This window comes from Streptomyces sp. NPDC001292, from assembly GCF_042896465.1.
In the GTDB taxonomy this organism is placed as follows: Bacteria; Actinomycetota; Actinomycetes; order Streptomycetales; family Streptomycetaceae; genus Streptomyces.
This window is the reverse complement of the sequence record NZ_JBIAXG010000003.1, coordinates 22,326-35,026: the sequence shown is the minus strand read 5'-3', so window position 1 is coordinate 35,026 and position 12,701 is coordinate 22,326. Positions and strand designations below refer to the sequence as shown.

At 71.5% G+C, this 12,701-nt stretch carries 13 protein-coding genes; 2 read left to right on the top strand and 11 right to left on the bottom strand.

Annotated features, from left to right (window positions below; translation table 11 throughout):
• Positions 1–25: 25 nt before the first annotated feature.
• The 5 genes from der to aroH form a co-directional block, all read right to left on the bottom strand.
• Positions 26–1,510 carry a ribosome biogenesis GTPase Der gene (der, locus tag ACFY4A_RS04990; protein ID WP_390827985.1) on the bottom strand — a complete coding sequence of 495 codons (1,485 nt, stop codon included), beginning with the start codon at positions 1,508–1,510 and terminating at the stop codon, positions 26–28.
• A gap of 78 nt (positions 1,511–1,588) precedes the next feature.
• The gene (locus tag ACFY4A_RS04985; RefSeq protein ID WP_390827984.1) at positions 1,589–2,257 is read right to left on the bottom strand and encodes a lysophospholipid acyltransferase family protein; all 669 of its coding nucleotides are present in this window, start codon (positions 2,255–2,257) and stop codon (positions 1,589–1,591) included.
• Positions 2,254–2,949, bottom strand: a complete 696-nt coding sequence (cmk, locus tag ACFY4A_RS04980) for a (d)CMP kinase (RefSeq protein WP_390827983.1) — start codon at positions 2,947–2,949, stop codon at positions 2,254–2,256. Before cmk ends, ACFY4A_RS04985 begins: the two co-directional genes overlap by 4 nt.
• 89 nt (positions 2,950–3,038) lie before the next feature.
• Complete coding sequence (locus ACFY4A_RS04975; RefSeq protein ID WP_390827982.1) at positions 3,039–4,124, bottom strand: prephenate dehydrogenase; 1,086 nt, start codon at positions 4,122–4,124, stop codon at positions 3,039–3,041.
• Complete coding sequence (gene aroH / locus ACFY4A_RS04970) at positions 4,121–4,483, bottom strand: chorismate mutase (RefSeq protein ID WP_390827981.1); 363 nt, start codon at positions 4,481–4,483, stop codon at positions 4,121–4,123. The genes ACFY4A_RS04975 and aroH overlap by 4 nt, the downstream gene beginning before the upstream one ends.
• A gap of 442 nt (positions 4,484–4,925) precedes the next feature.
• Here aroH and ACFY4A_RS04965 point away from each other — a divergent pair, with 442 nt between their 5' ends.
• Both ACFY4A_RS04965 and ACFY4A_RS04960 read left to right on the top strand, forming a co-directional pair.
• Positions 4,926–5,390: a Rieske (2Fe-2S) protein gene (locus ACFY4A_RS04965; RefSeq protein ID WP_390827980.1), complete on the top strand. Its 465-nt coding sequence runs from the start codon at positions 4,926–4,928 to the stop codon at positions 5,388–5,390.
• Positions 5,391–5,412: 22 nt separating this feature from the next.
• Positions 5,413–6,105 (top strand): DNA polymerase beta superfamily protein, encoded by a 693-nt coding sequence (locus tag ACFY4A_RS04960; protein ID WP_390827979.1) that lies wholly within the window; start codon positions 5,413–5,415, stop codon positions 6,103–6,105.
• 57 nt (positions 6,106–6,162) lie between these two features.
• On the opposite strand, the gene ACFY4A_RS04955 is transcribed toward ACFY4A_RS04960, so the two are convergent.
• The 6 genes from ACFY4A_RS04955 to ald all read right to left on the bottom strand — a co-directional run bounded on the left by ACFY4A_RS04955 (position 6,163) and on the right by ald (position 12,699).
• Positions 6,163–7,224, bottom strand: coding sequence for a pseudouridine synthase (locus ACFY4A_RS04955; RefSeq protein WP_390827978.1), 1,062 nt, complete (start codon positions 7,222–7,224; stop codon positions 6,163–6,165).
• Positions 7,224–7,898: an SMC-Scp complex subunit ScpB gene (gene scpB / locus ACFY4A_RS04950; protein ID WP_390827977.1), complete on the bottom strand. Its 675-nt coding sequence runs from the start codon at positions 7,896–7,898 to the stop codon at positions 7,224–7,226. Before scpB ends, ACFY4A_RS04955 begins: the two co-directional genes overlap by 1 nt.
• Entirely contained in the window at positions 7,895–9,166 is a 1,272-nt protein-coding gene (locus tag ACFY4A_RS04945; protein ID WP_390828262.1) for a segregation/condensation protein A, read from the bottom strand. Before ACFY4A_RS04945 ends, scpB begins: the two co-directional genes overlap by 4 nt.
• 317 nt (positions 9,167–9,483) lie before the next feature.
• Positions 9,484–10,053 (bottom strand): hypothetical protein, encoded by a 570-nt coding sequence (locus ACFY4A_RS04940; protein WP_390827976.1) that lies wholly within the window; start codon positions 10,051–10,053, stop codon positions 9,484–9,486.
• A complete protein-coding gene (locus ACFY4A_RS04935) occupies positions 10,038–11,174 on the bottom strand; it encodes a ParA family protein (RefSeq protein ID WP_390827975.1) in 1,137 nt (378 codons plus the stop codon). The genes ACFY4A_RS04940 and ACFY4A_RS04935 overlap by 16 nt, the downstream gene beginning before the upstream one ends.
• Before the next feature lie 400 nt (positions 11,175–11,574).
• Positions 11,575–12,699 (bottom strand): alanine dehydrogenase, encoded by a 1,125-nt coding sequence (gene ald / locus ACFY4A_RS04930; RefSeq protein ID WP_390827974.1) that lies wholly within the window; start codon positions 12,697–12,699, stop codon positions 11,575–11,577.
• Positions 12,700–12,701 lie beyond the last annotated feature (2 nt).

Here is a 12,701-nt window from a genome sequence, read left to right as displayed (position 1 = left end):
CGGGGCCGCCCCTTCGCCGTCGCCGCTACTTCCTCTTCGCGCCGCGCTTCTCGCGCACCCGCACCGAGATGTGGATCGGCGTCCCGTCGAAGCCGAACTCCTCACGCAGCCGTCGCTCGATGAACCGCCGGTAGCCGGCCTCGATGAACCCGGAGGCGAACAGCACGAACCGCGGCGGCTTGGTGCCGGCCTGGGTGCCGAACAGGATGCGCGGCTGTTTGCCGCCCCGGATCGGGTGCGGGTGGGCGGCGACCAGCTCGCCGAGGAAGGCGTTGAGGCGGCCGGTCGGCACCCGGGTCTCCCAGCCGGCCAGCGCCGTCTCGATCGCCGGGACCAGCTTCTCCACGTGCCGTCCGGTGCGCGCCGAGACGTTGACGCGCGGGGCCCACGCGATCTGCCCGAGGTCGGTCTCGATCTCCCGCTCCAGGTAGTAGCGGCGCTCCTCGTCGAGGGTGTCCCACTTGTTGTAGGCGATGACGAGCGCGCGGCCCGCCTCCACGGCCATGGTGATGATCCGCTGGTCCTGCACCGAGACGGACTCGGAGGCGTCGATCAGGATGACGGCGACCTCCGCCTTCTCGACGGCGGCCGCGGTGCGCAGCGAGGCGTAGTAGTCGGCGCCCTGCTGGAGGTGGACACGCTTGCGGATGCCGGCGGTGTCGACGAACTTCCAGGTCTTGCCGCCCAGTTCGATCAGCTCGTCGACCGGGTCGCGGGTGGTGCCGGCCAGTTCGTTGACGACGACGCGCTCCTCGCCAGCCACCTTGTTCAGCAGCGAGGACTTGCCGACGTTCGGGCGGCCGATCAGGGCCACGCGGCGCGGTCCGCCGATGCCGCCCCCGCCGAACGTCTCGCGCGGCGCGTCGGGGAGCACCTCCAGGACGCGGTCCAGCATGTCGCCGGTACCGCGGCCGTGCAGCGCCGAGACCGGGTGCGGTTCGCCGAGACCGAGCGACCACAGGTACGCGGCGTCCGCCTCGCCGCTCGGGCCGTCGACCTTGTTGGCGCACAGCACCACCGGCTTGCCCGCCTTGCGCAGGAGCCGTACGACGGCCTCGTCGGTGTCGGTGGCGCCGACCTTGGCGTCGACGACGAACACCACCGCGTCGGCGGCCTCGATGGCGTACTCGGCCTGCGCGGCCACGGAGGCGTCGATGCCGAGGACGTCCTGCTCCCAGCCGCCGGTGTCGACGACCTTGAAACGGCGGCCCGCCCACTCGGCCTCGTAGGTGACGCGGTCGCGGGTGACGCCCGGCTTGTCCTCGACGACCGCCTCGCGGCGGCCGATGATGCGGTTCACCAGAGTCGACTTGCCGACATTGGGGCGGCCGACGACGGCGAGGACGGGCAACGGGCCGTGTCCGGCGGCCTCGATGGCGCCCTCGATGTCCGCGATGTCGAAGCCCTCTTCCGCGGCGAGCTCCATGAACTCCGCGTACTCGGCCTCGCCGAGCGCCCCGTGCTCGTACTCGTGCTCGGCCGAGCCGTCGGGCTGGATGTCGTCGTTCATGAAGTCCGTACCTCGTCGTTCATCGTGGTGATCGGTGAACCACCACCGGTTCGCGGTGATCCACTACTCAAGTGTCGCCTAGCGCCCGGTCAGTCGCCTGGCGTTTTCCAGGTGGCCGGTGAGCTGCTTCTGGATGCGCTCGGTCGCCTCGTCGAGGGCCCCGCGCGTGCGCCGCCCGCCGTCGCCGCTGGCTTCGAACGGGTCGCCGAAGACGACGTCGACCCGGTGGCGCAGCGGAGGCAGCCCCTTTATCAACCGTCCGCGCTGCTCGGAACTTCCCAGCACGGCCACCGGGACGATCGGGGCACCGCTGCGGACCGCGAAGTAGGCGAGCCCGGCCCGCAGGGAGGCGAAGTCGCCCTCGCCGCGGGTGCCCTCGGGGAAGATTCCGAGGACGCCGCCCTGCTTCAGTACGCCGAGCGCCCGCGTGATCGCCGAACGGTCGGCTGCGTGCCGGTCCACCTGAAGCTGGCCGATGCCGGTCAGGAAGGAGCCGAGCGGGCCGACGAACGCCTCCTTCTTGATCAGGAAGTGCACCGGCCGGGGTGCCACGCCCATGACCATCGGGCCGTCGACGTTGTGCGCGTGGTTGACCGCGAGGATCAACGGGCCGGTGGCGGGCACCTTCCAGGCACCCAGCACGCGCGGGCGCCACAGTCCGTACATCAGCCCGACGCCGATCCGCCGGCCGACGTCGGCACCGCGCTCCGACGGAGGGCTTGCCGCAGGCTCCGCCGGACGGCTCACTTCGCGGCCCGCTTCTCCTCGACGAGGGTGACCACGCACTCGATGACCTGTGCCAGCGTCAGCTCGGTGGTGTCCACCTCGACCGCGTCGCCGGCCTTGGCCAGCGGGGAGGTCTTGCGGCTGGAGTCGGCCGCGTCCCGCTTGATCAGGGCCTCGCGGGTGGTGTGGACGTCGGCGCCCTTGAGTTCGCCGCTGCGCCGGGCGGCGCGGGCCTCCGGGGAGGCGGTGAGGAAGATCTTCAGGTCGGCGTCGGGCAGCACGGTGGTGCCGATGTCGCGGCCCTCGACGACGATCCCGGTCTCGGTGGACATGGCCAGCGAGCGCTGGAGCTCGGTGATCCGGGTCCGCACCTCCGGTACGGCGCTGACCGCGCTGACCTTGGCGGTGATCTCCTGGGTGCGGATCGGTCCGGCCACGTCCACGCCGTCGACGGTGATCGTCGGGTGGGCGGGGTCGGTGCCGGAGACGATCTCGGGCTTGCCGGCCACCGCGGCGATCGCGGTGGGGTCGTCCATGTCGATCCCGTTGGTCACCATCCACCAGGTGATCGCCCGGTACTGGGCACCGGTGTCCAGGTAGCTCAGGCCGAGCTGCGCGGCCACGGCCTTCGATGTGCTCGACTTGCCCGTGCCGGAGGGGCCGTCGATGGCGACGATCACGGGCTGGGCGGTCCGGGCGGCGCCGTTTTCCACAGCGGGGCACCTTCCTGGTGAAGGGTGGCGGGTGGTGTGCGGGGCGCGAGGGCGCCCCGCACAAGGTTACTGGCTTCCCGGACGCCCTCTTACTGGCGGATGGCCCAGCCCCGTTCCCGCAGGGCGGAGGTGAGGACCGGTGCCGCCTTCGGCTCGACCATGAGCTGCACCAGACCTGCCTGCTGCCCGGTGGCGTGCTCGATGCGCACGTCCTCGATGTTGACCCCGGCCAGCCCCGCGTCCGCGAAGATGCGGGCGAGTTGGCCGGGCTGGTCGTCGATGAGGACCGCGACGACCTCGTACACCCGCGGCGCGGACCCGTGCTTGCCGGGGACCCGGACCTGGCCGGCGTTGCCCCGCCGCAGCACGTCCTCGATGCCTGCGGCGCCCTCGCGGCGCTTGGCCTCGTCGGAGGACTGGAGGGCGCGCAGGGCCTGCACGGCCTCCTCCAGGTCGGTGGAGATGTCGGAGAGCAGATCGACGACCGGTCCCGGGTTGGCGGACAGGATGTCGATCCACATCCGCGGGTCGGAGGCCGCGATCCGGGTCACGTCCCTGATGCCCTGCCCGCACAGCCGTACGGCCGCCTCCTCGGCGTTCTTCAGGCGCGCGGCGACCAGGCTGGAGACCAGGTGGGGCATGTGGGAGACGAGGGCCACGGCACGGTCGTGGGCGTCGGCGTCCATGACGACCGGGACGGCCCGGCAGTGCGAGACGAGCTCCAGGGCGAGGTTGAGGACCTCGGTGTCGGTGTCCCGGGTGGGGGTGAGCACCCAGGGGCGGCCCTCGAAGAGGTCACCGGTCGCCGCCAGCGGACCCGACTTCTCGCGGCCCGACATGGGGTGCGTGCCGATGTAGGCGGACAGGTCCAGGCCCATCGACTCAAGCTCACGGCGCGGGCCGCCCTTGACGCTGGCCACGTCCAGGTAGCCGCGGGCCACGCCCCGGCGCATGGCGTCGGCGAGTACTCCCGCCACGTGCGCCGGCGGCGCGGCGACGATGGCGAGGTCGACCGGGCCGTCCGGGGCCTCGTCCGTGCCGGCGCCGAGCGCCGCCGCCGTGCGGGCCTGCTCCGGGTCGTGGTCGGAGAGGTGCACGACCACCCCGCGCTGGGCGAGGGCCAGGGCGGCGGAGGTGCCGATCAGCCCGGTGCCGATCACGAGTGCGTTTCTCACTGGGCGATGTCCTTGCGCAGGGCGGCCGCCGCGCCGAGGTAGACGTGCGCGATCTCGGCGCGCGGCAGGTCGGACTCGATGTGCGCGAGGACGCGGACGACGCGGGGCATGGCGCCCTCGATGTCCAGTTCCTGGGCGCAGATCAGCGGTACGTCGACGATGCCGAGCTTGCGGGCCGCGGCGGCCGGGAAGTCGCTGTGCAGATCGGCGGTGGCCGTGAACCAGATGCTGATCAGGTCGTCGGCGGTCAGGCCGTTCCGCTCCAGGACGGCGGTGAGCAGGGCCCCGACCTGCTCGTCCATGTGGCCGGCCTCGTCCCGCTGAAGTTGGACGGCCCCCCGGACCGCTCGTACCGCCACGGCGCTGCTCCTTGCTGAGGTGAATCGGGTCTCGGACATCCAGCCTAGTGCCGCGGCAGGCAACGTTCGCCCGTCAAGGAGCGGCGTCCGGTGCGTGCTCTGGGGGTCCCCTGCTCGAAGAGCTCGGGGGAGTGCCGGCCGAAAGTCCTCGTACTGGACGTACTTGGGCTTTCGCCCGGTGCGGCGAGTGGGGGTCTCCCCCCTGCTCGAAGAGCTCGGGGGGAGCGTGCCGGGCGTCGCGACGGGGCGAACGTCGCCTGCCGGGGCACTGGTCAGACCGCGTGGGAGGAGTGGGCGGCGCCCGCCCGCTGAGACGACAGGGGAAACGGGTGGTTTATCGCGCGCTGACACGATTTGCTTCGACTTCACCGCATTCGATGCGAAGATGCTGCTGCTCCGTTCGGAGCTCCTCCCCCTCCCCCGGAACCCCCGGAGTGATGACATGACCCAGGGCTCGACGCGGCGCACGGTTCTCGCCACGAGTGCGGTGGCGCTCGTGGCGGCCGGCTGCGGCACCAACAGCAGCAGCAACTCCGAGGCGTCACCTGCCTCGGAGACCTCCCCCTCGGCGACGTCCCACCCCTCGGCGGCCGCCGGCGCCACGGAGGGGACCACCGCCGGGCCGGTGCTGGCGAGCACGGCCGATATCCCGGAAGGCGGGGGCAAGGTCTTCGCGGAGCAGAAGGTCGTGGTCACCCAGCCGAAGAAGGGTGAGTTCAAGGCCTTCTCGGCGATCTGCTCGCACCAGGGCTGCACGGTGGGCAAGGTCGCCAACGGCATGATCGACTGCCCCTGCCACGGCAGCAGTTTCCGCATCGCCGACGGCTCGGTGGCCCAGGGGCCATCGGTCCGCCCGCTGGACGCCAAGCAGATCAAGGTGGAGGGAAATTCCATCCACCTGCTGTGAGGATCCGCGTACGCTCCCGGGCATGCAGCCCGAGGACCTGGTGCGTGACCACACCATCTACGCCTGTGTCATGGGGTCGCGGGCCTTTGGGCTGGCGACGGACGAGAGCGACACGGACCGCAGGGGCGTGTTCGTCGCGCCCACTCCCCTGTTCTGGAGCTTCGAGAAGCCGCCGACGCATGTGGAGGGGCCCCTCGATGAGCAGTTCAGCTGGGAGCTGGAGCGCTTCTGCGCGCTGGCGCTGCGCGCGAACCCCAGCGTCCTGGAATGCCTGCACTCGCCCCTGGTGGAGCACGTGGACCACACCGGCCGCGAACTGCTGTCCCTGCGCGGCGCGTTCCTCTCCCGGCAGGTGTGCGAGACGTTCACCCGCTACGCGCTGAGTCAGCGCAGGAAGCTCGAGGCCGATGTCCGCACGCACGGCGCCCCGCGCTGGAAGCACGCGATGCACCTGCTGCGCCTGCTGACCAGCGCCCGCGACCTGCTGCGCACGGGCACGCTGACGGTCGATGTCGGCGACCGGCGCGAACCGCTCCTGAAGGTGAGGCGGGGCGAGGTCCCGTGGCCCGAGGTCGAGTCCTGGATGGCCCGCCTGGCCGCCGAGACCGAACGGGCCGCCGACCGCACCCCGCTCCCCGCGGAGCCCGATCACCGACGCGTGGCGGACTTCCTGCGCCGTGTCCGCCACGCGTCGGCCTGCCAGGGAGGCGTCTGAGCCGTCCGCCCGGACGCGGCCGGGGCCACCTGGAGGGGCCTGAAGGGCCTGGAGGGACTAGAGGTCGACCTCGTTCATCAGCATGCCGACCTCGGTGTTCGACAGGCGGCGGAGCCAGCCGGACTTCTGGTCGCCCAGGGTGATGGGGCCGAAGGCGGTGCGGACGAGTTTGTCGACCGGGAAGCCCGCGGCGGCGAGCATGCGGCGCACGATGTGCTTGCGGCCCTCGTGGAGGGTGACCTCCACGAGGTAGTTCTTGCCGGTCTGCTCTACGACCCGGAAGTGGTCCGCGCGCGCGTAGCCGTCCTCCAGCTGGATGCCGTCCTTGAGCTTCTTGCCCAGGTCCCGCGGGATGGGGCCGACGATGTGCGCGAGGTAGGTCTTGCGCACGCCGTACTTCGGGTGGGTCAGCCGGTGCGCCAGCTCGCCGTGGTTGGTGAGCAGGATCACGCCCTCGGTCTCGGTGTCGAGCCGGCCGACGTGGAAGAGGCGCGTCTCGCGGTTGGTGACGTAGTCACCGAGGCACTGGCGGCCCTCCGGGTCCTCCATGGTGGAGACGACACCGGCGGGCTTGTTCAGCGAGAAGAACTGGTACGACTGCGTGGCCACGGTCAGTCCGTCGACCTTGACCTCGTCCTTCTCCGGGTCGACCCGGCGGCCCTGCTCCAGGACGATCTCGCCGTTGACCTCGACCCGGGCCTGCTCGATCAGCTCCTCGCAGGCGCGCCGCGAACCGTATCCCGCGCGGGCGAGCACCTTCTGCAGTCGCTCGCCCTCCTGCTCGGCGCCCGGGAAGGTCTTGGGCAGCTTGACGTCCTTCTTGCCGGCGTACCGCTCGCGGTTGCGCTCCTCGATCCGCGTCTCGTACTCGCGGGAGCGGGCCGGAGCCGTACGGCCGCGCTGCTGGGACTGGTTGGGGCCGCCCTTGGCGCCACCGCGCGCGGATCCGCCGCGCCCGGACTTGGGGCCGTCCTTCGTCGCGCCGGGGCCGACGTCGTAGCGGCGCTCCTCGGGTCGGGGCTTGCGGGGGCGGCCCTGCCCCTGCCGCTCGTCCCTGTTGTTGCCGGCACCGCGGTGGTTGCCGCGCCCGCCGTTCCTGCCGCTGCCGCTGCTTCGCATCAAAGTTCCGTCGTCGTGTTCGTCGTGTGGTCGCCGTCTGCGCCCGGCGCGTCATCGGGAGCGTCCGGGTCGAACGACGGTACGCCCTCCTGGGTCTCGGCCTCGATCGCCTCCGCCTCCGGGAGGAAGGGCGCGAGCTCCGGGAGTTCGTCCAGACCGCGCAGGCCCATCCGCTCCAGGAAGTAGTTCGTCGTCCTGTACAGGATCGCACCTGTTTCGGGTTCCGCGCCCGCCTCCTCGACCAGACCGCGCTGGAGCAGGGTGCGCATGACGCCGTCGCAGTTGACTCCGCGGACGGCCGAGACGCGGCTGCGGCTGACCGGCTGGCGGTAGGCGACCACGGCGAGGGTCTCCAGGGCGGCCTGGGTGAGCCGGGCCTGCTGGCCGTCCAGCACAAAGCCCTCGACGGCGGCCGCGTACTCGGGACGGGTGTAGAAACGCCAGCCGCCGGCGATCAGCCGCAGCTCGAAGCCGCGTCCCTGCACGGTGTACTCGTCGGCCAGTTCGCGCAACGCGTCCGCGATCTGCCGGCGGGACCGTTGAAGGATCTTCGCCAGGTGCTCCTCGGTCGCGGGCTCGTCCACGACCATGAGGACGGCCTCCAGGGCCGGCTTGAGGTCGAGGCCGGCGACGGTGGCCGGGCCCGCGGACGGGTCGGTGGTCTCCTCGCTCACGCCTTCTTCTCCTCCTTGGGCTCCTCGGGCTCCTCCGTCACCTCGGGCGGGCGGTCGAACTCGTCCGTCACCGTGGGCGTCTCGTCCCCGTCCCCGCCGGTCCAGCGCACGATCAGCTCGCCGAGGGCGGTCTCCTGGTCCAGGGCCACGGCCTTCTCGCGGTACAGCTCCAGCAGGGCGAGGAAGCGCGCCACGACGGTGAGCGTGTCGTCGGTGTCCGCCACCAGCTCCCGGAAGCCCGCCTCACCGAGCTCCCGCAGCCGGGCGATCACGATTCCCGCCTGCTCCTGCACGCTGACCAGCGGCGCGTGGATGTGGTCGACGTACACCTGCGGCTTGGGCTTGGGCTGCATCGCCTTGACCGCGAGTTCGGCGAAGCGCGCCGCGCCGATGCTGATGACGACCTCGGGCAGCAGCTCGGCGTGGTGGGGCTCCAGCCCGACGGTACGGGGGTGGCGTCGGCCCTCCTCGTCCAGCCGGTGGCTGAAGATGTCGGCGATCTGCTTGTACGCGCGGTACTGGAGCAGCCGGGCGAACAGCAGGTCGCGTGCTTCGAGCAGTGCCAGGTCGGCCTCGTCCTCCACCTCGGCCGCGGGCAGCAGCCGGGCCGCCTTGAGGTCGAGCAGGGTGGCGGCCACGACCAGGAACTCGGTCGTCTGGTCAAGGTCCCAGTCGGGCCCCATGGCCCGGATGTGCCCCATGAACTCGTCGGTGACCTTGGACAGGGCCACCTCGGTGACATCGAGCTTGTGCTTCGAGATCAACTGGAGCAGCAGATCGAAGGGCCCCTCGAAGTTGGCCAGCCGAACCTTGAACACCCCGTCACCGACAGCCCCGTCCCCGGTCCCACCGGCCCCGTCGTCGGCCCCCGCCGACCGCGGCCCCACATCGACCACAGCCCCGGGCCGCGGCGCGGCCTCCGCCCGGCGCCCCTCATCGGCTTCCGCCGCGAAAGAGGCACGAGCCTCCGCCCCTGCGACCGCCGACTGCGTGGAAGCCGCAGGCCCCGGCACAGTCTCCGCCCGGCGCCTTCCACCGCCCTCTGGTCCGAGGGCAACGCGGGCCTTGGCCCGCGAATCGGATGCGACCGCCGACTGGGAAGGAGCTCCAGGCCCCGGCGCGGCCTCCGCCCGGCGCCCCTCATCGGCTTCCGCGGCTTCCGTTCGGGAACCGCCTGCGGCCTCCGGCCGCGAAGCAGCTCCGGCCACCGGGCCGGCCTCCGGGATGGGCGCGCCGGAGCCGCCGCGGTCCGAACCGGCGCGGGGCATGGTCGAGCCGCCTGGCTCGGCCGTCACGCCCTCGGCGACGCCGATCGCGGGCTCGGCGGCCTCTTCGGCGACCGGGACCGCCGGCCCTCCCCCGGGGAGATCCGCCGGGGGCTCGGCAGCCGCGGCTGCGGGCGTGGGCTCCGGGGACGCGGCCGGTGGTTCGGGACGCTCGTCCGCGGGCGGTGCGGGTGGGTGAGCCGGGGAGGGGGATGCCGTTCCCGGGCCGCGGCCGAGGGCGCGTCTGCGGCCGGTGGGGGTGGGAGCGTCGTTCGAGGTCATGGCCGTCGCAGGCTACCGCTTACCGCCCGCGCGGACGGCTAACGGCCGCGCAGCCGCCGTACCAGGATGCTCGCCTCGCCCCGGGACTCCAGGTCGGCCAGCACCACGGCGACCGCCTCGCGGACGACGCGCCCGCGGTCCACGGCGAGTCCGTGCTCGCCGCGGAGCACCAGACGGGCGTGCTCGAGGTCCATGAGCTCCTCGGCGGAAACGTACACGGTGATCTTCTCGTCGTGCCGTTCCCGTCCGCTGGGCCGGCGCGCCGCGCCCCGGCCCCGCTTGCGCGGCTGCGCGGCGGCAGAACCTTCCTGCGCCGCCGCCGAGCGCCGCGCCGGGCGCTCCGCGGTCGTGGACCGGCTGCGGGACTCGCCCGCGTCCGTCGGTCCCGCCTCGACCGCCACGTGCTCCGCGCCCTCTCCGTCGCCGCCCTGCGCGGGCACCGACTGCGGCGCGTCCTCCGCCGAGGCGGCCGTGTCGCCCTCCGCCGCGGGGGCGGGCACCCGGGCCTCGCCGCCTGCCTGGCGTCGGGGAGTGGACGGCTGGAGCGCCATTCCCCCTGTCGTACGGAACAGTTCGTCGGCCCCCGGCAGACTCACTCGGCGTGACACCGGGCGAGCACCTCCCTGGCGAGCTGGCGGTAGGCGGCGGCACCGACGGAGTTGGAGGCGTACGTGGTGATCGGCTCACCGGCGACCGTGGTCTCCGGGAAGCGGACCGTGCGTCCGATGACCGTGTGGTAAACGTGGTCGTCGAACGCCTCGACGACACGCGCGAGCACCTCACGGCTGTGCACGGTGCGCGAGTCGTACATCGTGGCCAGGATCCCGTCGAGCTCCAGCTCCGGGTTGAGGCGCTCCTGGACCTTCTCGATGGTCTCGGTCAGCAGTGCCACACCGCGCAGCGCGAAGAACTCGCACTCCAGCGGCACGATCACCTTGTGGGCGGCCGTGAGGGCGTTGACGGTGAGCAGGCCGAGCGAGGGCTGGCAGTCGATGACGATGTAGTCGTAGTCGTCCATCAGCGGCTTCAGCGCGCGCTGAAGCGTCGACTCTCGGGCGACCTCGCTCACGAGCTGGACCTCGGCGGCCGACAGGTCGATGTTGCTGGGCAGCAGGTCCATGTTGGGGACCGCCGTCTTCAGCAGGACCTCGTCCGCGGACATGCCCCGCTCCATGAGCAGGTTGTAGACGGTGAGGTCGAGCTCCATGGGGTTGACGCCGAGACCCACCGACAGCGCGCCCTGCGGGTCGAAGTCCACGAGCAGCACCCGGCGGCCGTACTCCGCGAGCGCGGCACCCAGGTTGATGGTCGACGTGGTCTTGCCGACGCCACCCTTCTGGTTGCACATCGCGATGATCTTCGCGGGGCCGTGGTCGGTCAGCGGACCAGGGATCGGGAAGTACGGCAGCGGGCGTCCGGTCGGGCCGATGCGTTCACGGCGCTGGCGGGCCGCGTCGGGCGCGAGCGTGGCCGCGTACTCGGGGTCGGGCTCGTACTCGGCGTCGGGGTCGTAGAAGTGCCCGTCGGGCAGTTCGTCGTAGTCGGCGAAGTGGTTGTGGGGCGCGCCACTTCCGTCGCCGGCCATGGCGTTCACGTGATGGCCATCCATGCTTGGGGGTGCTGGCTGAGTCACTCCTGATGTCCGGTGACTCTGGTGGGCTGCGAAGGTGCGCACAGCGACGGAGCCGACAGCCTCGAGCCGCGTGGGGCCCTGGCCCGGCGCAGGCATTCCTGGTTGACCACCCCCGGGAGAAAATGTCGACTCATTCACAAGTCGTCTTACCTCCTTGGTGACCAGGGAACTTCTAGACAGGTCAGCGTGGCACCATGCCGACGATTGGCGACTCTATGGCGTGTCGGCGGTCCGCAGCAACACAATCCGCCGGACCCGGCCCGATGTGTCGGTAATGGAACATCCCTCTGTCAAGGGCGTACGACCGTCGCACGGCAGGTTTCACCGGTGCGTGAATCGGTCGAATGGTTGCGTTCGAGGCGAGTTGACCGAGTGCGGCGAAGTGACCATACACACATCCGGCCGGACCTTGTGGGACAAGGTCCGGCCGGTCGTGCGAGGTTGACGACACGTGTTGACGTATCGCCTTTCACACCTTGGCGACTTGGCGACCCGCTCAGCCGAGCAGGGACTCCAGCGCGACGTGCTCCAGGCCGTGCGCCTCCGCGACCTCGCGGTAAACGACCTTGCCGTCATGGGTGTTGAGGCCCTTGGCCAGCGCCGGGTCACGGCGCAGCGCCTCCGCCCAGCCGCGGTTGGCGAGTTCGACGATGTACGGCAGCGTGGCGTTGGTCAGCGCGTAGGTGGAGGTGTTGGGCACCGCGCCCGGCATGTTGGCGACGCAGTAGAACACCGACTCGTGGACCTTGAAGGTCGGCTCGGCGTGCGTGGTCGGGTGGGAGTCCTCGAAGCAGCCGCCCTGGTCGATCGCGATGTCGACAAGGACACTTCCGGCCTTCATCCGGGACACCAGCTCGTTGCTGACCAGCTTCGGGGCCTTGGCGCCCGGGACGAGCACGGCGCCGACGACGAGGTCGGCCTCCAGGCAGGCCTTCTCCAGCTCGAAGGCGTTGGAGACGACGGTCTTGATCTTCGTGCCGAAGATCCGGTCCGCCTCCTTGAGCTTGTTGATGTCCTTGTCGAGCAGGGTCACGTGGAAGCCCAGCCCGATGGCGATCTGCGCGGCGTTCCAGCCGGAGACGCCACCGCCGATGACGACCGCCTCACCGGCCGGCACGCCCGGGACGCCGCCCGGCAGCACACCGCGGCCGCCCACGGCGCGCATCAGGTGGTAGGCGCCGACCTGCGGCGCGAGGCGGCCCGCGACCTCGGACATCGGGGCGAGCAGCGGCAGCGCGCGGTTCGGGAGTTCGACGGTCTCGTAGGCGATCGCCGTGGTGCCGGACTGCAGCAGGGCGTCCGTGCACTCCTTGGATGCGGCCAGGTGCAGGTAGGTGAAGAGGATCTGGTCCTTGCGGAGGCGGTGGTACTCCTCGGCGATCGGCTCCTTGACCTTCAGCACCATGTCGGCGCCGGCCCAGACCTCGTCCGCGGTCTCGAGGATCTGGGCGCCGGCGGCCACGTACTCCTCGTCCGGGATCGAGGAGCCGACGCCCGCGTTCCGCTCGACGACGACCTGGTGGCCGTTACGCACGAGTTCGTGCACGCCGGCGGGGGTGATGGCCACCCGGAACTCGTTGTTCTTGACTTCGCGGGGGATGCCGACCTTCACGTCGATCACGG